Origin of the sequence: Pseudomonas sp. HD6515 (genome assembly GCF_024971855.1) — a bacterium.
GTDB classification, from domain to species: Bacteria; Pseudomonadota; Gammaproteobacteria; order Pseudomonadales; family Pseudomonadaceae; genus Aquipseudomonas; species Aquipseudomonas alloputida.
Genome location: NZ_CP079827.1, coordinates 3518205 through 3539739 on the forward strand (window position 1 = coordinate 3518205; position 21535 = coordinate 3539739).

Here is a 21535-nt window from a genome sequence, read left to right on the forward strand (position 1 = left end):
ACAGGCATTTTTTTCACGAATGGGTTGCAGTTTTTGCGTGCTCATTCGTCCTAGTAAGTGAGCCACCCACATTTCGGGTTCGTCCACGAAAAGGAGCATTCGCATGTACAACCCGCAAACCTCGATCCAGGCCGGGCGCGCGCCAGGCAAAGCGTCCAAGGAACAGGACGTATTTGCTGAAGAACGAATCGGCAACGAACAGATCCGCGAGCTGTTGCGCACCTTCGGCCTGCGCACCAGCCTGATCCGCCTCAAGGTTATCGATGCCTTGCACGCCGCCGACCGCAATGGCCGCAGTATTGGCGTACGCGGGGTGCACGCACAACTGGAACAGCTGGATATCCCGCTGTCGTTCCTCAGTGTGCGTGAAGTGCTCAAGCGCCTGTGTACCGAAGGCGTCATACAACTGGGTAGCGACAAGTGCTACAGGCTCAACCCCCAGGCGCGCGCCGTACTGGAGCAAACACCCTCGCGCTGAGCGCATGGCCGGCCATACCTGGCCGGCCCGCGCAGATCAGGGCTTGACCTTGCGCCGCAGAATGCCGTTGATCACCACGACCACCACGGCAATGGCGATGGCCAGCATCTGGAAGGTCTGCTCACTGATCGTGCCCTGCTTCTGCAGGTGGGACAGGCCCAGCATCAGGCCCAGTACCACCAGGATGATCAGAAGTGAATATTTGAGGCGCTGCACGTGTGTCATCGAATGTTCCTTGCAACATCAGGGGCAAATGGCTCGCAACGAGCCGCGGCAATGATACAACGGTCACCGCCCCCGGCGCTGGATTTCCTGCTGGGTGGGGTGACGTCAGCCTGAAAGCATGGGGCTTCCTAGCACCCACGCCGGAGGCACCATGTACAAACCCCTGTTGTTCGCATCGCTGTTACTGACCCCGCTCTCGCTTCATGCACTGGACACCCAGCAGACGCCGGCCGAACACCTGCTCGAACTGGGCCGCGAGTTGGCCACCCATGCCGGTGCCAGCCAATGGCAACAACTGTGGCAACGCGTACGCCAGGCCGGTTACCTGCAGACCGAAACTGCACCGGTACATTTCAGCGTGCCCACAGCCCGCTTGCCCGACCTGGCCCGACAAACGCTGGCGCAGGCCGACCAGGCACAGCCTCTGAATCAGACCCAGGTACTGTACCGCCGCCACTTTGCCGACCAGGTCATCGGCCAGCGCAACGGCCAGCCGTTGCACGCGCTGTGCCTGCTGGTCGATTGGCGCACGTTGCCGCCGGGCATGCGCGCCACCCCTCAAGCCTATCTGGGTAGCGCCAGCTTGCTGAGCAGCTACCCGTGCGATTGAGGGGTGCCGCACCCGCTCCGCATCATCGCGAGCGACACGACAGGAAACCAGGAAGCACAGCCAGATGTCGACGCCATTTCCTACAGCGCCAGATATCGCTGCCTGCAAATCCTGTTCACCGAAGCTACAACCCCCAACCCATATGCCGCCTAGCGACGCGCCTCGGCTGTCGCACAGAATTTGCTCACACCTTCGACATAACGCCGCGGGTGATCGGGTCGCACATCCCATCTACCCCGAAGGAGCGCCATATGCAAATGCCAGATTTGAGCCAGATCGATATCAGCCAACTGCCCCACTCGCTGCAGGCACTGATCGACTGTATCGGCATCGAAAACGCCTACCAACTGACCTGCGCCTACGGCGGCAGGCCCAAGTACATCCCCAAGCACCGCGAGCGCACCAAGCTCGCTGACGTGCTGCCGGCCGAAGCGCTCGACGCACTGATCAAGCGCTTTGCCGGGGTCGCCCTGGAGATCCCCAAGGCTGACCACTTTCTGCGTCAGCTGCGCAACCAGCAGATCCAGAAGGAAAGCGCCAACGGTTTGTCCCGCAGCCTGCTGGCCAACAAGTACGGCCTGAGCCTGCGACAGATCGGCAACATCCGGCGCCAGGAGCTTTGCACGCGCTGACGCCCGAACACCTTGGCTGCTATTCGCGGCGGCCTTAACCCACTAGATAGAGCGAGCTTCCCGATATGTCGTTAGATAACAGCCTTATAGGCTCCGTGATCAATGCCCTGCCGATGGACCGCATGATCGCCGGTCCCTTGCAGGCCATGGTCCAGGCGCAGGTCACCGCCAGCAAATCCTACGCCGACTTCCTGATGCAGGTATGTGTCCAGGATGGCAAGGCAGTAGCCATCCAGTTCGACTACGACGAAACCATCGTCGACGAACAGGGCGAATACAAAGGGGTGGTCAGCAAGACCATGAAAGTGCCGCTGATGGCGGCCATTACCCACCCGAACATTTCCATCGAAGAGGGTAATGTAGAGTTCGAGCTGGTTATCAACCAGATGTCGGAAGATGTTTCCAACAAGGACATGAGTGCAGAAGCTACCGGCTCACTGGGATGGGGGCCGTTCAGGCTTAACGTGAAAGGCAGCGTGAGCCACAAATCCACGCAAACCCGTAAAACAGACACCCGTGCCCGCTATGCCTTCAACACGACCCTGAAGCGTCAGGAACCGCCCGAAGCGATGATGAGGGTAATCGAGTTCCTCACTGACGCCGCAACCAAGCCAACCATTGTCCGAACCGCCGCACTGGAAAGCCCGGACGAAATATCCCAGGCGGACACCTTGAAACGGGCCGCGCCTGCAAACCTACCGACCCCGTAAAACGCTAGCGCTTGACCCATAGCCCCTCCTGCCGGTAGCGGGAGGGGCACACCCTGGCCTGAGGAGTCGAATCGTTGCAAAAGCCCCCCGCCCCCATGACCTCCATTGACCTGCGTGAAATTACCCGCGGCCTGCAAGAAGCCGCCAGTGCTACCAACAGCCTGATTGCCCAGCAGTACATCAACCTGTTCGACCAGTTTTTCGAGTGCGACACCCAAGCGCTGGGCGCCCCCATGAAAGCCAAGATGGTCGAGGTGGCCATGGATGGGCAGCACATCATGCGCGTCCCCCTGTTTGCGCTGGTGTCACCGAAAGGCCTGGCCCTTGAGCGCATGCAGGTCGACCTGTCGGTAAGGGTCAAAGGCACCGAGGCGCAGCAGGCACTGCTGACCGCGAGCGAGAGCAAGGCCGCGAGCTTCAAGGTCACCATTGGTGGCCAAGGCCGCCAGGGCGAAAACCGCGACCCCGACGAAGTGCAGATCCGCATGCAGTTCCAGGCGAGCGAACCGCCAGAGGCCCTGAACCGGTTGATCGAGGAATACACCAACCTGATCGTCCCGGTACGCGCCACCACTCCACCGCCCTCACCCGACACCAACGAGTTCATCGAGGCGGCCACCGTCCGTTGATGGCCGCCACGCTGCGGGCCTAGAAGTCGCGCTTGTAGAAGATGTCCAGAGAGCTTGCCAGCCCACTGGCGGCCTCGAGGTAAACCTTCTTGCTCAGCTTGTAACGCAACGCGATCGTGTTGGCCGGTTCGAACACGCCCACCCCGTAACGAAGGCTGAGTTTCTCGGTAAGGTTACCGCTGGCGACCACGCTGGTGCTGTTGCCAGAACCTTCGGTATCCAGCTGAAAGTCGTCGATCCCCAGGCTCGACGCCAGGCTGCCGGTTATGCCGGCGCTCCCGGCAAGGCCCAGGCCCAGGGCCGCCTCGGCGAGCATGTTGTTATCTTCGCCGGTATTGCCCAATGGCCGCCCCAATACCAGGTACGAAAGCGCCTGCTCCTGGCTCATGGCCGGCTCCGAGAACACTTTGGTCGTCGGCTGCTCGGCGCTGCCGCTCAGGCGGATGCCGGCTATCACATCGTCAACCTTGCGGATCGCTTCGATGTCCAGGTATGGCTGGTCAATCGGGCCGGCGAACAGCAGACGCGCCCGGCGTATGGTGAGGCGCTGGCCGTAGGCACGGTAGCGGCCGTCTGCCAGGCTCAGTTCGCCACGGGTATCGAGGTTATCGCCGATGTGCACATGACCCAGCAGGTTGGCAGTCAGCCCGAAGCCGCTGAACGACAGCTTGTCGCGGCCGACTTCGACATCGATGTCCATGGCCATTGCCATGGGTGGTTTGCCTTCCTCGGTCTGGTGACCGACGATTACCGTGTCATCCGACACCTTGACCGTGGACGGCGGCAGCTCTCGTACAGTGATCTTGCCCTTGGGCACCTGCACCTTGCCGGTCACCGCCAGCTTGTCATCGATCAGGCGCAAGGTCAGGTCCGGGGCAACTTCCAGTGTGGCGTAGGGCTCGACCGCGACCGGCAGTTGCTGGCCTTGCAGACGCACGTCCATGCCCAGTGCCTGCCCCCAGGTGAGGTTGCCGCTCAACTGGCCACGTCCCGCCTCGCCACTGCGCCAGTTACCGTTGAGCTGCACTTGCTCGCCGGCAATCAGCGCCTGCAATGACAGGTCCTGAAGGCTGGCCGGCAGCTCGGCGCCACTGACTTCGCCACCGCTGAGCATCAGGTTGCCGTTGACCTGAGGTGCAAGCAAGGTGCCTGAAAGCCGACCACTGCCATTGAGCTGCCCGGCCAGGCGTTCGACCATGGGCACGAATGGGCGGGCCACCGACAGGTCCAGCCCGGCCAGTCGGAAATCACCCGACAACGGTTTGTTCTTGCCCAGCGGATCGAGCCGGGCGTTGACGTTCAGCTCACCCAGGCGCTCACCGCGAAACGCCAGGCGCGTATCGATGCGCCGCGGTGCCAGCGTGCTGTCCAGGCGCAGGGCCTGGTAAGGGAAATCGACCCAACGGCCTTTGTCGCGCACGCGCAAGGTGCCACCACTGGCATCGACAACGACAGTGCCCTTGGGGCCGCTGGCCGGGATGTCCAGGTTGATATCGGCATTGAGCAGGCCTTGCCAGGCAAAGTCCTTCGGTAGCCACTGGGCCAGGCTGCCCAGCGGGAACTGCTTGAGGTGGTAGCGCAGGCGCGGTTCGGGGGCCAGCCGCTGGTCGTCGCCACACAGGCTTGCCTGGCCGGAGCGCCAGCAGTGGGCCCCGAAGTCAAGCTGGCCGCTGGCCAGCCGCTGCAGGCGTGCGGGCGCCTGCAACTGCCAGTCCTGGCCACCGGCCTGGATGCGGCCAGTGGCCAGGCGCCCGCGCCAGTCACCTTTGTTCAACTGGCCATCCAGGCCAAGGTCGAGCTTGAGCTGCGGGCCATCCAGCGCGAGGGTCAAGGCCTGTTGGCGAATGTCGCCTTTGCCGTTGGCCTGCAACGTGCCCAAGGCGGTATCACCCAGGTGGATACCGGTTGCCTTGAGCCCGACTACACCGCGTTGGGCGTTGTCCAGGCGGGCATCCAGGTCCAACTGCTGCAGGCGGTTTTCGCCCTGAGCCAAGCGCTGGCCCTGCAGGGTGAGCGTACCTTGCGGGACCTGCAAGGTGCCGGCGACATCCAGCCGGCCCTTGACCCCGCCTTGCAGCCTTGGCCACAACTGGCCCAGGCGCGGCAAGTCAAGGTCGACTTGCCCCGCCAGGCGCTGTTGCACGCTGCCACTGCCGTTGATGCGGTTGTCACCCAGCTGGATAGCCAGTGCGCCCAGGGTCCAGCTTTGCCCTGCCCCTTGGGCCTCGGCCTTGAGCATGGCTGGCTGGCCACGCAGGCGGCCTTTGAGGTCAAGCTGGGCATCGAGGGTAAGTGCATCGCCTTTCAGTTCGCCTTTGCTGCGCAGTGGCCCCGCCAGGGTACCGGGCAGCTCGGCCAGCCAATAGGCCGGGTCGAGCGCGGAGAGCTGCAGGTCGACATCCCAGGCCAGGGTGTCGGCAAAACGGACGGCGACACTGCCGGCTGCCTTGCCCTGGCCGGCGGTCAGCGCCAACTGCGGCAGTTTCACCTGGGTGAGGTCACCTTCGAACGGGCTGGTCAGGCTGAACGCTCCTGCCGGGCCGTCCAGGTCCCCCGTGAAAGTCCCCTGGTAATTGCCATCACGATAATGCACCTGGGTATTGAAGCGCTTGAGGGTGACCTCGGGCGGTGTCTCCAGTGGGTACAGACGCAACCACGGGAAGTCCTGCCAGTCCAGCTGCGCATCGGCGCTCAGGCCTTGCTGCCAGTCAGCCGTGGCTTGCAGCTTGACCCGTTGGCTGTCGCTGGCGGTCAGGTCCAGGGCATCGAGCCTGGCGCCTTTACTGTCAACCAGGCCGGACAGAAGCAAGGCGATCGGTGACTGCTCGGCCGGCAGGCTGGCCCTGCCAGACAGTTGATAGCCATCGAGCAGATCGCCCTTGGCATCGAGCTCGAGCGCGTTCAATTGCAAGGTGTCAGGCAACGCACCAGCCGGTTTGAAAGCGTCGGAGCGGATGTGCAAGGTCGCCGGCAGGTGCTCGGCCAATGCCTGCAACTGCCCGCTCAATGTGGCATCGAGGTAACCACTGCTGGTGCCGGCGAGCTCCAGCGTCTTCTGCAATTGGCCTTTGGCCGTCAATGCCAGTTGCCAGGGTTTTTCGTCTACCGCAGGCAACTGTAATTGCGCCTGTAGTGTTACCGGCCAGTCGCCTTCGGGTTGCAGGTTACCCTGCAGGCTCAATTGCAGGTCGTCGCGCAGCAGCCGCAGGCTGTCGATGCGTATCCCGCTGTTGGTCCAGTGCGCAGCCAGTTTCAAATCGCCAAGCAGGTCGCTGCCATCCAGGCGCAGCTGCCCGACCTTGACCTCACCCAGTTCGATGGCCAGCGGCAAGCGCAGGGTCGGCAATTGCAGCGGGGCGCTCTCGGTCGGTTCGGTGCTTGGCGCAAAGGCCATGTCAATGCGGTCTGCCTGCAACCGGTCAATGCACAAGGTAGCGCGCAGCAAGCAAGCAGGCGACCAGGCCAGCGACGGCGCCTGCATCTCTACCGTGCTGCCGCCGTCGGCCCAGGTCAGCCGGCTGGCCTGCCAACTGCCCGCCAGGCGACCCTGGAAGTCGGCCACTTCAAGCCCCGGCACCTTGCCCAGTGCCCAGCGGCTGCCGGCCTGGGTACCCAGCAGCAAGCCGAGCACCAGGCCCATGCTCGCGACGCCCCCCAGCAGGCCCAGTGAAGTAAATTTGATTACGCGTTTCACAGCTCGGGCCCCATGGAAAAGTGCAGGCGAATGCCCCCTTCGTCATCCAGCGCCTTGGCCAGGTCCAGGCGCAGCGGCCCGACCGGCGATACCCAGCGCACACCAAAGCCGACACCGGTCTTGAGGCTGGGCAGCTCCAGGTCATTGAACGAGTTGCCTTGGTCGACGAACGTCGCGACCCGCCATTTTTCGGTCAGCGAATACTGGTACTCGACACTGCCTGCCACCAGGTAGCGCCCGCCAATACGGTCACCGTCGCTGTTCTTCGGCGACAGGGTCTGGTAGTCGTAACCGCGCACACTCTGGTCGCCACCTGCGAAGAAACGCAGCGACGGCGGAATGTTGTTCTTGAAGCCATTGGTCGCACTGCCACCAAACTGTACGCGCCCGAGAAAGCGATGGTTGTGGCCGAGCGTGGTCAGGCCTTTGAGCAATACGTTGCCGTGCAGCAGGTTGGTGTCGGAAACCAGCCCTTCCTTGGCACCTTGAACATCGAACTGCAGGCGATAGCCGTTGTGCGGATCGATACGGTTGTCACTGCGCAGGAAGGAATAGCTGACGCCTGGCATCAGCAGGTTGCTCAAACCGGAGTCGTCACCCAGGCGATATTCTTCGCGTTGGTACTTGAGCGAAATCACCCGCTGCCAGCCACTGGGCAGCTTGCTGTGCCACTCGGGGCCGACCGTCAACAGCTTGCTGAGCGTGTCGGTGCCGGCAAGCTCCTCGTTCTGGTAGCCACCGGCAAAGCGCAGCTTGTCGGTCAGCGGCGGATCAAGCGGAATGTCATACCACAGGCCGACGTTCTGGCGCGGGGCCGACAGTTCGGTTTCCCAGCCATAGCTGTGGCCTTGTGGGTTGACCCAGTGGCGGGTCCAGTTGGCCTTGCCGCGCGGCCCGACGTCGGTCGAGAAGCCCAGGCCAAGGCCCATGGTGCGTGGTTTACGGGTTTCCAGGTGAACATCCACCGGGACTTCTTCGCCCACAGCAGCAGTGGGTGCCGCATCCACACGCACGCCTTCGAAATAGCCGCTCGATTGCAGGTCGTTGTTCAGTTCCGCGATCAGTTCCGAGTCGTAAGGGGTGCCCGGTTTGAACGACACCATGCGCTGCAGCAGGTCCTCGTCCAGCGGCGCGTCGCCACCGAAGGTGACGGCGCCCAGGCGATAACGCGGGCCACTCTGGTAGACCAGTTCGATATCCGCCACACCCGCTTGTGGGTCAACGGCCAGGCGCTGGCTACTGAAGCGTCCACTGAAGAAGCCATAGCGCGACGCCTGGTTCTGGATCAACCGCTTGGCATCCTCGTAATGGCCGTGATTGAGTTGTTCACCCGCACGCAGGGCCTTGCTGTTAGGCACGCGGAAGGCCTTCATCTCGCTGGCAGGGCCCTCGATGCGCACGGTCACGTTGCGCAGGCGAATCGGTTCGCCCGGGTTGATGCTGATGATCAGTTGCGGGGGATGGTCGGCGTCGCTGGCGGGCTTGACCTCGGTATCGATCTGCGCCTGATAGTAGCCAAGTGCCTGCGCCGCTTTGCGCGCCTGCTCCTCTGCCCCGCGACTGAAGCGCAAAAGTGCTTCTTCGTCGCGGTCACCCAATGTGCCTATATAGCCTTCGACATTGGCCTTGAGCGCCTTGTTGGCCGGCTTCACCTTCACCAACAACTCGCTCTGGCCCCATGCTGCGAAACTGGCGACCCAGAATACCAGGCCCCAGGTCAATCTTCCTGAATACGTCATGCGGCGCATGCTACCAGAGCCAGGCGCTCAAGGGAGCCGCCCGGCGGCCTGTTCAGGCAAAAGCGGGTTTTGAAGAGACTGGATTAGGATGAAAGAACACCCTCTCTCGGATTGGTCCTACAGCTACTTCACCAATTTCCTCATAACCCTGACGCTGGTAAAAAGCCAGGTAGTGCTCGTTACCGGTGTCCAGCACCACCCCTTGGGTGCCTGGGTCTTCCGCGCACCAGTCGTGCACAGCTTGTAACAATTGCTCGCCATAGTGCTTGCCCTGAAACTGCGGGTGCACCCCCAGCAAAGGCAACACATGCACCTGGTCAGTGGGCAGACAGCTGGCCAATGCAGCCTGGTAGTCCATGTAGCGCCGCGTACAGCGCAGGCCGGTACCCAGCATCATGCGCAGGCGCCAGGCCCAGCTGTCGGCCACGCCCAGCCGGCGCTGCGGCGGCACGATCAGGGCCAGGGCAATCAGGCGGTCCTCGACCAGCAGGCCGATGGCGGGCAGTTGCAGGTAGAAGTGCTGGCGCACCCATTCGCGCACCATCACCCGCAGGCGCCGCTCATACCCGGGGCGCTGGGCTTCGAAGATGTAGGCGAAGGTGGGCTCGTGGCGGTAGGCGTTGTACAGCAGCGAACGTGCCTCGCGGCTGTAACCATCGTCGAGCAGGCAGACACGGGCCGGGGCGGCTGTGGTTTCGGGCATTGCGGGCAGACCTCCTGGAATGGGCGTTCAGTGCCTTGGAGGTGCCCCAGCGTGCTTCGTTCACCCCCAACAGCACGTTAGCAGCAGGCTCGCCTGGCCGCCATGCTGGTGATGAAGGTCGATGTCGGCTAGCATCGCGCCTTTTACCGGGATTATCTTTCCATGAAGATCGTCTGTTTCAACATCAACGGCCTGCGGGCCCGCCCGCATCAGCTGGCGGCGCTGATCGAAAAGCACCAGCCGGACGTGATCGGCCTGCAGGAAACCAAGGTCAGCGACGATCAGTTCCCGCTGGCCGACGTGCAGGCACTGGGTTACCACGTGCACTACCATGGCCAGAAAGGCCACTACGGCGTGGCCCTGCTGTCGCGCCAGCCGCCGCTGAGCCTGCACAAGGGCTTTGCCACCGACGAAGAGGATGCCCAGCGCCGCTTCATCTGGGGTACCTTTGCCGATGCCAACGGCAGCCCGATCACCATCATGAACGGCTATTTCCCCCAAGGCGAAAGCCGCGACCACCCCACCAAGTTCCCGGCCAAGCAGCGCTTCTACAGCGACCTGCAGGCACTGCTGGAAAGCCAGTTCCGCAACGACCAGCCAGTGCTGGTGATGGGCGACATGAACATCTCGCCGCAAGACTGTGATATCGGCATTGGCCCGGACAACGCCAAACGCTGGCTGAAGACCGGCAAGTGCAGCTTCCTGCCGGAGGAGCGTGAGTGGATGGAACGTTTGAAAGGCTGGGGGTTGGTAGACAGCTTCCGCCACCTGTACCCGGAGGTGACCGACCGTTTCAGCTGGTTCGACTACCGAAGCCGCGGCTTCGAGGACGAGCCCAAGCGCGGCCTGCGCATCGACCTGATCATGGCCTCGCAGCAATTGCTGCCGCGCATCAAGGCAGCGGGCGTGGACTATGAGCTGCGCGGGATGGAAAAGCCGTCGGACCATGCGCCGATCTGGCTGGAGTTGAGCTGATCGCCGGTACCTTGTCGCCGTGTCAACAGCCACCGCCGCCCCTTCGGGAGCGGCGGTGCAGCGATCGGATTCATCCGCGAAGAATTCAACGCGGTGGGTGGCACCGGCTTCGCCGGTGTTAGCGGGCAGTCCCACAGTGAGCGAGCTTTCATAGTGTGCGCGCCAGCACTCAGCCCCGATTACAACTCCAACCAAAAAATTTCCCTTCGCGACTCCATTTGAGGCATCGGCCGAAGATTGCACCTATCAAAATTGCCAGTATTTAACTCAGGTCATCTCTGACAACCTGCTTGCAATGAAGATTAACCTAGGGTGCATCATGCCTTCCAGATATCATGCCTGTCAGCATTGCTATACGGTCTACGGGTATGCGCCGGTTGCCAGTGAAGGGCGCTCGGTGCTCGGGTTCAATGGACAGCATCGAAGCTTGGGAACAGATCTGTATGTCCTCGGTAACGGATACCGAATCTATTCCACCACCCTGAACCGCTTCTATTCAGCCGATCATTTAAGCCCCTTCGGACATGGAGGCATCAACGCCTATGCATACTGTGCCGGCGACCCTGTCAACAGAGACGATCCGTCCGGGCATATGTGGCGGACGCGCGGTGGCAACACGCTTCAGACCACGGGACGGCAACCTGCAGGAAGACAACTGACGCGCCCCAATTCGGTCAGTTCGTCAAGAAGCTCTTCAGTAGAGAGTTTGAGCTCAAGCTCATCCTCACGCTCCAGGTCCAGATCACCTGTGAGCATCACAACCTCCCAATCACTCGAGGCTGCGACAGACGGATCATCAGCAACCGGCTTGATGGCTTATCCCTCCCCCGAACGGGTAAGCTCACGTCGTTTGTCGACTTCCAGCACGTCCTCAACCATTTCTATTAGCGAATTAAGTGTTCCACTCGATCACATGTTCGCCGACACTGACATTATCGCATCTAATGTGCTCGACTACATGGCCACTCATACGCGCTTGCCAATTGATGAGGAGATTTTTTTTAGATTCAATCACCCGACAACAACGCTTGGCATGCCGAGTGATGTTCAGCGCCTTGCATCGATATCCAATATGTACGGTGCAGAATGGTTTAATGCGGCTCGTGTGAATCAGCTTAAGCGACAATCCTAGGCTCTGTACGAAAAGTCTTGAGACGCAGGTCAGGCAAGGCGAAAACAGCCGAGGAACGGCCGGGGTCGCGCCCGACTGTACTGGAGTACATGAGCATTCCCAGGCTGTTTTCAACGCAGCATGAACAAGTATCAAGGCTTTTCGTACAGAGCCTAAGCTATCGGTGCTTACAACCCCAACCTCAACGCCTCCCCCACCCCCGCCCCACGCACATCGTCCGCCGCGCTGACCAAGGCAAAGTTATAAGCCCCATGCGACCAGTACCGCGCCTCCAGCTGGCCATCGACCCGCTGCCCGTCCGGCATGCGCCGATAAAGGTCGCCCGGCGAGCGCAGGAACAGGCTGATGCGCTGGCCCTTGCCATCTTCGAATACCAGTAATGCAGCCGGCCCCTGCTCGTTGCTGAGCAAGCGGGCGCCCACCGGTTTGAAGCCATACCCCGCCAGGTCCGGTAACTGGCCCACCCGGCTGAAATGGCGGCCTAGCCAGTCGCGCAACCGCCCAGGATCACTGGCCTGGATATCCAGTGCTTCACTGCTGGCGAACAAACGGTGCGCCTGAACAGCATCAGCCATGGGCAGGTCGACCCGCGCCAAGGTTGCATCGCGCACTTGCCAGCCGCCCAAGCCCCCCACACCCAACGCCAGCATCACCACCGCCGCCGCCGCCCAACGCCGCTGCCGACGCTGGCGCAATTGCCGACGCAACTGGCCAAGGTCCAGCTGCGCCGCACCGGGCAGCTCGCCCAATCCGGCCAGCGCTGTGCGCAGCCGCCGGGCATCGGCGCGCCAGCCTTCCACCCGTGCCGCAGCTTGCGGGTTGGCCGCCAGCCAGGCCTGCACTTCGGCCCGGCGCACAGGTTCCAGGCGCTCATCGACGTAAGCGTGCAATTCGTCATCGCTGGGGATCAGGCGCTTCATTTCAGTCTCCGCAAGGCCGGGGGCTGGGGGTTGCCCTCAGTCAGTTCGCGCAAGGCATTGCGCGCGCGCGACAGGCGCGACATCACAGTGCCGATGGGGATGCCCAAGGCCTGGGCGGCCTCCTTGTAACTCAAGCCTTCGATGCTGACCAGCAACAACAAGGCACGCTGCTCCGCCGTCAGCCGGGCAAACGCCTGCAGGTCGGCCTGTGCCAGGACGATGGTTTCGAGGTTGTCACCGACCGGCTCATCGTCGTGCTCGTTACGGCCGAACCAGGACAACCAGCGCGCATGCAATCGCTCGCGGCGCTTACCGTCGAGGAACTGTCGATAAAGGATGGTGAACAGCCAGGCACGCAGGGCATCAGCGTCCCGCTGCTGGTCGCGACGGCTCAGGGCCCGCTCGACCGTGGCCTGCACCAGGTCGTCGGCGCTGCCCGGCTCGCGGGTCAGCCACACGGCAAAGCGGCGCAGGCGGGCCAGCAGCTCGCGCCACTGGTGGTCGTCCAAATCATGCATGGCTAGGTCCCGGCCTCTGGGGTTGTCAGTCTAAAGGGCAGACGCCTGTGAACACATTCTATTCCCGATGAGGGAATAACTTTTTCTCTGACACGTCGTACTGGCACCTTCACTGAACCGGACGATGACCATGAACACACCCTTGCACGGCTCGGCCAAAGCCTTGCGCCTGGCCGCCATTGGCGGCGTGCTGCTGGCCGCAGGTGCCGGCTTTGCCTATGCCGCTGGCTGGCTCGGCGAACCCCGACTGACGCCACAGCGCATCATCGACACCTTCGAAGCCCAGGCCGGGCATTACCCCGGCTACCGCAAGAACCACGCCAAGGGCTTGTGCGTGAGCGGCTACTTCCAGGCCAGCGGGCAGGCCGCCAACCTGTCCACGGCGCGCGCCTTCAGCCAGCAACGGGTGCCGGTGGTGGGCCGTTTTGCCATCGGCGGCGCCAACCCGTTCGCCCCGGATACGGGTATACCCGTACGCAGCCTGGCGATTGAGCTAAGCACCGACGATGGCCAGGTCTGGCGGACCGGCATGAACAACCCTCCGGTGCTGGCAGTCAGCACGCCGCAAGGGTTCTACCAGCAAGTACTGGCGAGCGCACCAGACCCGGCAACCGGCAAACCGGACCCTGGCAAGCTGCAGGCGTTCTTCGCCGCTCACCCGGAAAGCGCGGCGTTTCGCCAATGGGCGGCGGGCTACAAACCCAGCGACAGCTTCGCCAACACGCAGTACCACAGTATCAATGCCTTCCACCTGATCGACGCAGCGGGTGCGGCCCACCCGGTGCGTTGGCAGCTCGAGCCACAAACTGCATTTGCGGCATTACCCGCGCAGGTTGATGACAAGCAATTCCTGCAACACGACTTGCAGCAGCGCCTTGCCCAAGGCCCGTTGCGCTGGACGCTGCGCCTGGTACTGGCCGAACCTGGCGATGCCGTGGACGACCCTGCCCGGCCGTGGCCCGCCGAGCGGCGCAGCGTGGACGCTGGCACTCTGGTACTGGAACAGGTAGACGCCCCCGAGCAAGGGGCCTGCCGCGATCTCAACTTCGACCCGCTGATCCTGCCCCGCGGCATAGAGGCGTCAGCCGACCCGATCCTCGCCGCCCGCTCGGCCGCCTATTCCGAATCGTTCAACCGCCGTAGCCGCGAATCGCTCAGCACCGGAGCCAAGCCATGAAACCTCAAGCCTTCCACCCTTTCGCCCGCGTGTTGCACTGGCTGATGGCCGTGCTGATTCTGGCCATGCTGTTCATCGGTGTGAGCATGGTCGCCGACCTGTCGCTACGCCACCCGGTGCTGATCAGCCTGCACAAGGCCACCGGGCTGGCCCTGCTGGTGCTGGTGGTACTGCGTATCGCTGTGCGCCTGACCCTACCTCACCCGCCCCTGCCGAACGACCTGCCAAAACTGCAGCGCTGGGCCGCCGGAGCCTCGCATCTGCTGCTCTATGGCCTGATGCTGGCCATGCCGCTGCTGGGCTGGGCCATGCTGTCGGCAGGCGATTACCCGCGCCCGCTCGGCTTGCCCGCCATCGCCCCCCACAACCTGCAGCTATATGCCGTGCTGCGCCAGGCCCATGGCTGGGCCGGCTACCTGCTGTTCGCCACGGTGCTGGTGCATGTGGGGGCCGCCTTGATGCATGCGTGGGTGCGCCGTGACGGTGTGTTGCGTAGCATGTGGCCTGGCCCCTTGCACCGCAGCGAATGAACGGTAGCAGCACGGGGTTCGACAATCGATAATGATTCCTAATAATATCGGTTTTGTTTGCCACTCTGCCCTGGACTGCCCATGAACGTCGCAAAGGATCCTGCAACCCTCCTGCCTGCCAGCACCCTGAACCTGCGCCCGCTGTTGCTGGCCAACATGGCCTGCACCATGTCGATGATGGCGTTTGTCGCCCTGATCGGCCCGATAGCCCGCCAGCTTGGCATGGCCACCTGGCAAGCCGGCGCCGCCGTGACCGTGGCCGGCGTGGTCTGGGTGCTGCTGGCCCGGCCCTGGGGTCGCGCGGCAGACCGCCTGGGCCGCCGGCGCATCCTGCTGCTGGGCAGCGCCGGCTTCACCCTGGCCTACTGGCTGCTGTGCCTGTTCGTCGAAGGTGCACTGCGCTGGATGCCGGGGGCGACCTTGGCGTTCATCGGCCTGATGATCGCGCGTGGTTGCATCGGCGCCTTTTATGCCGCCATCCCGGTAGGCTGCAATGCGCTGATCGCCGACCATGTCGAGCCGCAACGCCGGGCGCGGGCCATGGCCTCACTGGGGGCGGCCAACGCCGTCGGTCTGGTGGTCGGGCCGGCGCTGGCCGCACTGCTGGCGCGGCACAGCCTGAGCCTGCCGTTCCATATCATGTCGCTGCTGCCGGCCACTGCCTTCCTCGTGCTGTTTTTCACCCTCAAACCACAGGCGCTGCCGCACAGCCACGCCCCCAGCCCGGTGCGGCTGAACGACCCGCGCCTGCGCCGGCCGCTGCTGGTGGCATTCAGCGCCATGCTCAGCGTGACCGTGTCGCAGATCATCGTCGGTTTCTTTGCCCTTGACCGTTTGCATCTGGGCCCTGCCGAAGCGGCCCAGGCGGCTGGCATCGCCCTGACCACCGTGGGTGTGGCACTGATGCTGGCCCAGGTGATACTGCGCCAACTGGAGTGGCCACCGCTGAAGATGATCCGGGTGGGTGCCACGGTATCGGCACTGGGCTTTGCCTGTGGCTCGCTGGCCACCACGGCCCCCTGGCTGTGGGCTTGCTATTTTGTTGCGGCGGCCGGCATGGGCTTCGTCTTCCCGGCGTTTTCGGCACTGGCGGCCAATGCCATGCAGGCCTCCGAACAAGGCGCCACGGCCGGCTCCATTGGCGCCGCCCAAGGCATGGGCGCGGTGATCGGGCCGCTCGCCGGTACCTTGGTGTATGCCCTTGATCCGCGCTTGCCATTCCTGGCCGTGGCCGTGCTGTTGCTGCTGGTCGGGCTGTGGCCAATGCCGCGTGAGCAGCGGGTTTGAGAAGCACAGCGCGCAAGGGCGCAGAGTGTGTTTTAATGCGCATCGCTCATTATTATTGACACCTCTGATTACAAGGCGGCTATGGACACGGGGACGCGACTCAAACTGGTGCGTGAACGCAACAACCTCTCCCAACGGGAACTGGCCCGTCGCAGCGGGCTGACCAATTCGACGATCTCGCAGATCGAGCAGAATCGCGTCAGCCCTTCGGTCAGCTCCCTGAAAAAACTGCTCGAGGGCATCCCCATGAGCCTGGCGGAGTTTTTCAGCTTCGACGAGCCGGTGCGTGAGGAACGCTACGTATTCCGTGGTGGCGAACAACCCGACCTGGGCCGCAATGGCCTGCGCATGCTGCTGGTCGGCGCCAGCGTCGAAGGCCGCCAAATGCGCATGCTGCGTGAGCTGTACGCACCCGGCGCCGACTCTGGCGAGCCGATCGTGCACGCTGAAGGCGAAGAATGCGGGTTGGTCACCCGTGGCACCGTCGAGCTGTGGGTCGACGGCCAGGTCAGCGTCCTCAATTCGGGCGACGGCTACTACATCCCCACGACCCTGCCGCACAGTTTCAAGAACATCGGCCCGGATGAGGCCGAGATCATCAGCGCCAACACGCCGGCGAATTTCTGATCTTGACGCACAGACCGTCACTGAGCGCCCGGGATGTCTATCAGTGCCTGCGTAATGTGGCCCTTGGCGTGCACCACCTTGAGGTGGCTGCACGCCGCGAGGGTGGCTTGGTCGATGTCGGTATCCAGGGCTGGCAACTGACGTTGGCCTTGGATACTGAAGGCTTGGCGCATTGCGTTCATTGCCAAGCCCCCGGCGGCGAACAGGCCGGGCTCGAGCACTGGCAGCGCTATGGCACCAACCCCACCGACCTGCTCAGCCTGTGGGAGCGCACTCAGCTGGAGAGGCTGCTGGCCCCCTGACGCAGCGCCTCCTCGACAAAGTCCAGGCGGTCCTGGCCGAAGAACATGCCATCACCGACAAAACAGGTGGGCGCGCCAAACACCCCGCGCGCCACAGCGGCCTCGGTCGCCTGCTTTAGCGCGGCTTTTACTTCGCTGTCAGCGGCCAGGGCATGAAAAACCTGCGGGTCGAAACCTGCCTGCACGAGTGTTTCATTCAGCACAGCGCTGTCGCTCAGGTTGCGGCGCTGTACCCACAGCCCGGTGAACAGCACCGATAGCAATGCCTCGAACCGATCCGGTGAATGCAACTGGGTACCTGTCACGCCGCGCATCAACGTCAGGGTATTGACCGGAAAGCCCGGCGGCACCCCGAACGGCACACCGTAGCGTTGGGCAAAGCGTGCCAGGTCGGTGAACATGTAGCGCCCTTTGGCCGGGATCATGGCCGGCGAAGCATTGCCGGTAGCCTGGAAAACCCCGCCAAGCAGCATTGGCCGGTAGCGCAGCGTAGCGCCGTGGCGGGCACACAGGTTCGGCAGTTGGGTCCAGGCCAGGTAACTGGCCGGGCTGCCCAGGTCAAAAAAGAAATCGACAGACGTGTGCATGGTGACGGTCCTTGCGTGTTAACGGGGGTTTACCAGCGTTCCATCCAGGGGCGCAGGTCCAGCTCGAACGTCCAGGCGTCGCGGGGCTGGGCGTGCAGGAACCAGTAACTGTCGGCAATGTGCGCCGGGTCAAGGATGCCATCCTGGTCTTTGAGGGCATAACGCTCGGGGAAGCTGTCACGGATGAAGGCCGTGTCGATGGCTCCGTCCACCACCACATGGGCGACATGGATGTTGCGTGGCCCCAACTCGCGCGCCATGCTCTGTGCCAGGGCACGCAAGCCATGCTTGGCGCCGGCGAAGGCGGCAAAGCCGGCTGCGCCGCGGGTACCGGCTGTAGCGCCGGTGAACAGGAGGGTGCCGCGCTCACGCTGAACCATGCGCCGGGCCACCGCCTGCGCGGTGAGGAAACCGGCAAAGCAGGCCATTTCCCAGATCTTGAAGTACTTGCGTGGGGTTTCCTCGAGAATGCTGCACGGCACATTCGCGCCGATATTGAAGACAAATGCCTCAATCGGACCTATATCACGCTCGATAGTCTCCACCAGCGCGGTCACCTCCTCTTCCTTGCGCGCATCAGAGCCAAAACCGTAGGCCTGGCCGCCAGCGGCGTGTATTTCCTCCAGTAGCGGCTGCAGTTTGTCGGCCTGGCGCCGGGTTACGCAGGCAATATAGCCCTCACGCGCAAAGCGCTTGGCGATCTCACCCCCAGTGGCGTCGCCCGCCCCGATCACCAGCACGACTTTTTGTTGGTCTGACATGCCTGCCTCCATGGGTAAATGATCGTTTAGTAAACGAACGCTATGCTATGATCGCGGTCATCGTCAAGCCTGTCTGCCGAGGCATGTGAATGCGCTATTCCAACGAACACAAACAGCAAACCCGCGAACGGTTGCTGGCCAGCAGCGGCGCGCTGGCCAAACGCGGGGGTTTTGCCAGCACCGGCGTGGCCGGGTTGATGAAAGCGATCGGCCTGACCGGCGGTGCCTTCTACAACCACTTCCCGTCCAAGGACGACCTGTTTACCGAGGTGGTACGCCAGGAGCTGAGCAACAGCCCCCTGGCACGCCTGGCTTGCCAAGGCGCCAACCGCGAACGCCTGGGCCGCTGTCTGCAGCAGTACCTGAGCCTGGCCCACCTGCGCAATGCCGAAGGTGGATGCCCGCTGCCGCCGCTGGGTGTGGAAATCGCCCGGGCCGACACGCCGGTGCGTGAAGTGGCTGAGCACTGGCTGGTAGAGCTGCACCAGGCCTGGAGCACAACCTTGGAGGATGAGCAGCTGGCCTGGGTGCTGATAAGCCAGTGCGTAGGGGCATTGCTGGTCGGGCGCATGCTGGCCAGTGAAAGCGTGCAAGCGCAGGTACTGGGCGCCAGCCGCCAGTTTGTCGAACAGGCCCTGCATGAGACGGATTAGTGCCCTGCTGAGTTTGCTATTGGCCCTGCCAGCGCTTGCCGAACAGGCCTGCCCGCCTGGGCAGTATCAAGTGTGCCTGATGGGCTGCTTCTGCGCCCCGATCGACCCAGGCCAGGCCGGGCAGATCCTCAAGGAGGTGGAGGTCATGGCCTCGTCCAGCCTGACCTACGCCTTGCGCCAGGCCCGCGACGAAGCCACGGCCAGCGGAGTGCAGCCGATTCCGTTGCATATTCGGGCGCAGCTTGAACCTTGGTATGACTTTGCCGTGCTCGACGCGGCGCGCTTCCGGGTGGGGGATGAGCAACAGATGAGCGCAGCCAATGCGCTATTGCAGAACCCCGATGTGAACGCCGTTACACTGATCGACACGATCATCTTCCGCCGGGCCGCCGATGCCGAGGACAACGTGGCCTTGTGGGCGCACGAGCTCAAGCATGTGCAGCAGTATCAGGAGCTGGGCGTGGAGGCGTTTGCCCGACGCTATACGCGTAACTACGACGACCTGGAGGGGCCGGCCTACAAGATCGAGGCCGAAGTCGACAAGGCGCTGCGCGAGCGTCGTTCAGGCCTGGCCCGCTGATTGGCCAGGGATGTTGGCCAGCAGGGCCGGCCCCTTCGCGGGTAAACCCGCTCCTACAACGGCATGTGTTCAACTCCCGCTGTGTGTCCGCGACCGCGTAGGAGCGGGTTTACCCGCGAATACGGTGGCGGCTGCGACGGTGAACAGCGGGTAGAGATTGGCCAGCAGGGCCGGCCCTTTCGCGGGTGAACCCGCTCCTACGGGCGACCGCGCAGGATGTTCGAATCTTGAGCAAGGCGTTCACCTTGGGCACGTAAAAGGTCATCTGGCAGACAGCTCTTCGACACTGATCTCGCGCATCCGGAACTTCTGCACCTTGCCCGTAACCGTCATCGGAAACGCGTCGACAAAACGGAAGTACCTGGGCACCTTGAAGTGCGCAATCCTTGCCCTCGCCCACTCACGCAACGCTTCCTCACTGACAGCATGCCCCGGGTGCAGGCGCACCCAGGCCACGATCTCTTCACCGTACTTGCTGCACGGCACGCCAATCACCTGCACATCGGCCACCGCCGGATGGGTGAAGAAGAACTCCTCCAGCTCGCGCGGATAAATGTTCTCGCCGCCGCGAATGATCATGTCCTTGCTGCGTCCGACAATACGCACATAGCCCTGCTCGTCCATCACCGCCAGGTCGCCAGTGTGCATCCAGCCCTCTGCGTCGATGCTCTCGGCGGTGGCTTTGGGGTTGTTCCAGTAACCCAGCATCACGCTGTAGCCGCGGGTGCACAGTTCGCCGATCTCGCCACGCGGGACAGTGTTGCCTTCGGCGTCCACCACCTTGCTCTCCAGCCGGGGCTGGGTGCGACCGACGCTGGTCACGCGACGCTCCAGGTCGTCAGCGGCACCGGTCTGCAAGGACACCGGGCTGGTCTCGGTCATGCCATAGGCAATCTGCACTTCGGCCATGTGCATCTCGCCAATCACCCGACGCATCACCTCGATCGGGCAGGTCGCGCCGGCCATGATCCCGGTGCGCAGGCTCGACAGGTCGAACTCACCACGCTGCGGATGGTCCAGTTCGGCAATGAACATGGTCGGCACGCCATACAGCGCAGTGGCTTTTTCCTGCGCCACTGCCCGCAGCGTGGCCAGCGGGTCGAAGGCATCGCTGGGGTAAATCAGTGCGCTGCCGTGGGTCATGCAGCCAAGGTTGGCCATGACCATGCCGAAGCAGTGGTACAGCGGCACCGGCACCACCAGCCGATCGTGCTCGGTAAGGCCCAGGCTTTCACCGACCATGTACCCGTTGTTGAGGATATTGCTGTGGCTAAGGGTGGCCCCCTTGGGGAAACCGGTGGTGCCTGAGGTGTACTGGATATTGATCGGGTCGTCGCAACGCAGTTGTGCCTGGCGCGCGGCCAGGGCCTCGCCGCTGACGGCCTCGGCACGGGCCTGCAATGCGTGCCAAGCCAGGAAGCCCGGCGGTGGCGACAGCGCCAGGCTGACCACGCCACGCAGCTCGGGGAAGCGCTCGCAGATCAGCGCGCCCGGTTGGCCGTTGGCCAGGCCCGGGAGCAGGCCCTGCAGCGTGGCGTGGTAATCGGAGGTCTTGAACGCATCGGCACAGATCACCCAGCGGCAGCCGGACTGGCCAAGGGCGTAGTCCAGTTCGCTGGAACGGTAGGCCGGGTTGATGTTGACCAAGATCGCGCCAACCTTGGCGCTGGCAAACTGGGTAATGCACCACTCGGCGCAGTTGGGTGCCCAGATGCCAAGACGGTCACCGGGCTGCACGCCCAGGGCCATCAGCGCGCGGGCGTGCTGGTCGACGGCGTCGGCCAGTTGCCGCCACGTGTAGCGCAGGGCCTGATGGTGAACCACCAGCGCCTCACGCTCGGGGAAGCGGGCCACGGTGGCGTCGAAGGCGTCGCCGATGCATTGGGTCAGCAGGGGCTTGTCCTGGTTGCCCTGGGTGTAGCTTGGCTGGGGCATGGGCGTTCTCTTGTTGTTCTTGTGTTTTCTGTGCTGGCTTCTTCGCGGGTGAACCCGCTCCTACAAAAACCTCCACCGGCCTCAAATGTGGCGCCGTCCTTTGTAGGTTTACCCGCGAAGAGGCACACACC

23 protein-coding genes and 1 pseudogene are annotated in these 21535 nt (G+C 63.2%); 15 read left to right on the forward strand and 9 right to left on the reverse strand.

What is annotated here, in order from left to right:
* Positions 1 to 103: 103 nt before the first annotated feature.
* Positions 104 to 478: a hypothetical protein gene (locus tag KW568_RS16260; protein ID WP_003248065.1), complete on the forward strand. Its 375-nt coding sequence runs from the start codon at positions 104 to 106 to the stop codon at positions 476 to 478.
* Between the two features lie 36 nt (positions 479 to 514).
* Here KW568_RS16260 and KW568_RS16265 read toward each other — a convergent pair whose 3' ends face one another.
* A complete protein-coding gene (locus KW568_RS16265) occupies positions 515 to 703 on the reverse strand; it encodes a hypothetical protein (RefSeq protein WP_003248064.1) in 189 nt (62 codons plus the stop codon).
* 151 nt (positions 704 to 854) lie between these two features.
* Here KW568_RS16265 and KW568_RS16270 point away from each other — a divergent pair, with 151 nt between their 5' ends.
* The 4 genes from KW568_RS16270 to KW568_RS16285 all read left to right on the forward strand — a co-directional run bounded on the left by KW568_RS16270 (position 855) and on the right by KW568_RS16285 (position 3284).
* Complete coding sequence (locus KW568_RS16270) at positions 855 to 1313, forward strand: hypothetical protein (RefSeq protein WP_003248060.1); 459 nt, start codon at positions 855 to 857, stop codon at positions 1311 to 1313.
* Positions 1314 to 1564: 251 nt separating this feature from the next.
* Positions 1565 to 1945 carry a Mor transcription activator family protein gene (locus KW568_RS16275; RefSeq protein WP_003248057.1) on the forward strand — a complete coding sequence of 127 codons (381 nt, stop codon included), beginning with the start codon at positions 1565 to 1567 and terminating at the stop codon, positions 1943 to 1945.
* A 65-nt stretch (positions 1946 to 2010) separates the two neighbouring features.
* Positions 2011 to 2655, forward strand: coding sequence for a DUF2589 domain-containing protein (locus tag KW568_RS16280; protein ID WP_012052541.1), 645 nt, complete (start codon positions 2011 to 2013; stop codon positions 2653 to 2655).
* Between the two features lie 74 nt (positions 2656 to 2729).
* Positions 2730 to 3284 carry a DUF2589 domain-containing protein gene (locus tag KW568_RS16285; protein WP_003248053.1) on the forward strand — a complete coding sequence of 185 codons (555 nt, stop codon included), beginning with the start codon at positions 2730 to 2732 and terminating at the stop codon, positions 3282 to 3284.
* A 19-nt stretch (positions 3285 to 3303) separates the two neighbouring features.
* Here the strand turns inward: KW568_RS16285 and KW568_RS16290 are convergent, their stop codons facing one another.
* Genes KW568_RS16290 through KW568_RS16300 form a run of 3 tightly spaced genes read right to left on the reverse strand, consistent with a single transcriptional unit; the run spans position 3304 to position 9420 of the window.
* Positions 3304 to 6978, reverse strand: coding sequence for a translocation/assembly module TamB domain-containing protein (locus tag KW568_RS16290; RefSeq protein ID WP_004576712.1), 3675 nt, complete (start codon positions 6976 to 6978; stop codon positions 3304 to 3306).
* Positions 6975 to 8717, reverse strand: a complete 1743-nt coding sequence (locus KW568_RS16295; protein WP_003248049.1) for an autotransporter assembly complex family protein — start codon at positions 8715 to 8717, stop codon at positions 6975 to 6977. The genes KW568_RS16290 and KW568_RS16295 overlap by 4 nt, the downstream gene beginning before the upstream one ends.
* A 52-nt stretch (positions 8718 to 8769) precedes the next feature.
* The gene (locus tag KW568_RS16300) at positions 8770 to 9420 is read right to left on the reverse strand and encodes an N-acetyltransferase (protein WP_004576713.1); all 651 of its coding nucleotides are present in this window, start codon (positions 9418 to 9420) and stop codon (positions 8770 to 8772) included.
* A 162-nt stretch (positions 9421 to 9582) separates the two neighbouring features.
* On the opposite strand from KW568_RS16300, the gene xthA reads away from it, so the two are divergent.
* The 3 genes and pseudogenes from xthA to KW568_RS16315 all read left to right on the forward strand — a co-directional run bounded on the left by xthA (position 9583) and on the right by KW568_RS16315 (position 11527).
* Positions 9583 to 10395, forward strand: a complete 813-nt coding sequence (gene xthA, locus KW568_RS16305; RefSeq protein WP_004576714.1) for an exodeoxyribonuclease III — start codon at positions 9583 to 9585, stop codon at positions 10393 to 10395.
* A gap of 319 nt (positions 10396 to 10714) precedes the next feature.
* Positions 10715 to 10975 (forward strand): annotated as a pseudogene (locus tag KW568_RS16310) (RHS repeat-associated core domain-containing protein); the annotation flags it as partial.
* A 168-nt stretch (positions 10976 to 11143) separates the two neighbouring features.
* A complete protein-coding gene (locus KW568_RS16315; protein WP_227743119.1) occupies positions 11144 to 11527 on the forward strand; it encodes a hypothetical protein in 384 nt (127 codons plus the stop codon).
* A gap of 167 nt (positions 11528 to 11694) precedes the next feature.
* Here KW568_RS16315 and KW568_RS16320 read toward each other — a convergent pair whose 3' ends face one another.
* The gene (locus KW568_RS16320; protein ID WP_003248043.1) at positions 11695 to 12447 is read right to left on the reverse strand and encodes an anti-sigma factor; all 753 of its coding nucleotides are present in this window, start codon (positions 12445 to 12447) and stop codon (positions 11695 to 11697) included.
* Positions 12444 to 12965, reverse strand: a complete 522-nt coding sequence (locus KW568_RS16325; RefSeq protein ID WP_004577197.1) for a sigma-70 family RNA polymerase sigma factor — start codon at positions 12963 to 12965, stop codon at positions 12444 to 12446. The genes KW568_RS16320 and KW568_RS16325 overlap by 4 nt, the downstream gene beginning before the upstream one ends.
* Positions 12966 to 13089: 124 nt before the next feature.
* Here KW568_RS16325 and KW568_RS16330 point away from each other — a divergent pair, with 124 nt between their 5' ends.
* From KW568_RS16330 to KW568_RS16350, 5 genes are all read left to right on the forward strand, one after another.
* Entirely contained in the window at positions 13090 to 14142 is a 1053-nt protein-coding gene (locus tag KW568_RS16330) for a catalase family peroxidase (RefSeq protein WP_004577196.1), read from the forward strand.
* The gene (locus KW568_RS16335) at positions 14139 to 14672 is read left to right on the forward strand and encodes a cytochrome b (protein WP_003248038.1); all 534 of its coding nucleotides are present in this window, start codon (positions 14139 to 14141) and stop codon (positions 14670 to 14672) included. The genes KW568_RS16330 and KW568_RS16335 overlap by 4 nt, the downstream gene beginning before the upstream one ends.
* 81 nt (positions 14673 to 14753) lie before the next feature.
* On the forward strand, positions 14754 to 15959 hold the full coding sequence (locus KW568_RS16340) for an MFS transporter (protein WP_003248036.1): 1206 nt from the start codon (positions 14754 to 14756) through the stop codon (positions 15957 to 15959).
* Between the two features lie 81 nt (positions 15960 to 16040).
* The gene (locus KW568_RS16345) at positions 16041 to 16586 is read left to right on the forward strand and encodes a cupin domain-containing protein (protein ID WP_003248033.1); all 546 of its coding nucleotides are present in this window, start codon (positions 16041 to 16043) and stop codon (positions 16584 to 16586) included.
* A gap of 2 nt (positions 16587 to 16588) precedes the next feature.
* Positions 16589 to 16888, forward strand: coding sequence for a hypothetical protein (locus tag KW568_RS16350; RefSeq protein ID WP_012052548.1), 300 nt, complete (start codon positions 16589 to 16591; stop codon positions 16886 to 16888).
* Here KW568_RS16350 and KW568_RS16355 read toward each other — a convergent pair.
* On the reverse strand, positions 16861 to 17475 hold the full coding sequence (locus KW568_RS16355) for a 2-hydroxychromene-2-carboxylate isomerase (protein WP_003248019.1): 615 nt from the start codon (positions 17473 to 17475) through the stop codon (positions 16861 to 16863). The two genes, KW568_RS16350 and KW568_RS16355, sit on opposite strands and share 28 nt — an antisense overlap.
* Before the next feature lie 29 nt (positions 17476 to 17504).
* Entirely contained in the window at positions 17505 to 18236 is a 732-nt protein-coding gene (locus KW568_RS16360; protein WP_003248017.1) for an SDR family oxidoreductase, read from the reverse strand.
* Positions 18237 to 18325: 89 nt separating this feature from the next.
* Between KW568_RS16360 and KW568_RS16365 the strand changes: the two genes are divergently transcribed.
* Positions 18326 to 18889, forward strand: coding sequence for a TetR/AcrR family transcriptional regulator (locus KW568_RS16365; protein ID WP_003248015.1), 564 nt, complete (start codon positions 18326 to 18328; stop codon positions 18887 to 18889).
* On the forward strand, positions 18876 to 19469 hold the full coding sequence (locus KW568_RS16370; protein WP_033726962.1) for a DUF4157 domain-containing protein: 594 nt from the start codon (positions 18876 to 18878) through the stop codon (positions 19467 to 19469). Before KW568_RS16365 ends, KW568_RS16370 begins: the two co-directional genes overlap by 14 nt.
* 261 nt (positions 19470 to 19730) lie before the next feature.
* Here the strand turns inward: KW568_RS16370 and KW568_RS16375 are convergent, their stop codons facing one another.
* Positions 19731 to 21404: a fatty acid CoA ligase family protein gene (locus KW568_RS16375; protein ID WP_003248011.1), complete on the reverse strand. Its 1674-nt coding sequence runs from the start codon at positions 21402 to 21404 to the stop codon at positions 19731 to 19733.
* Between the last annotated feature and the right edge of the window lie 131 nt (positions 21405 to 21535).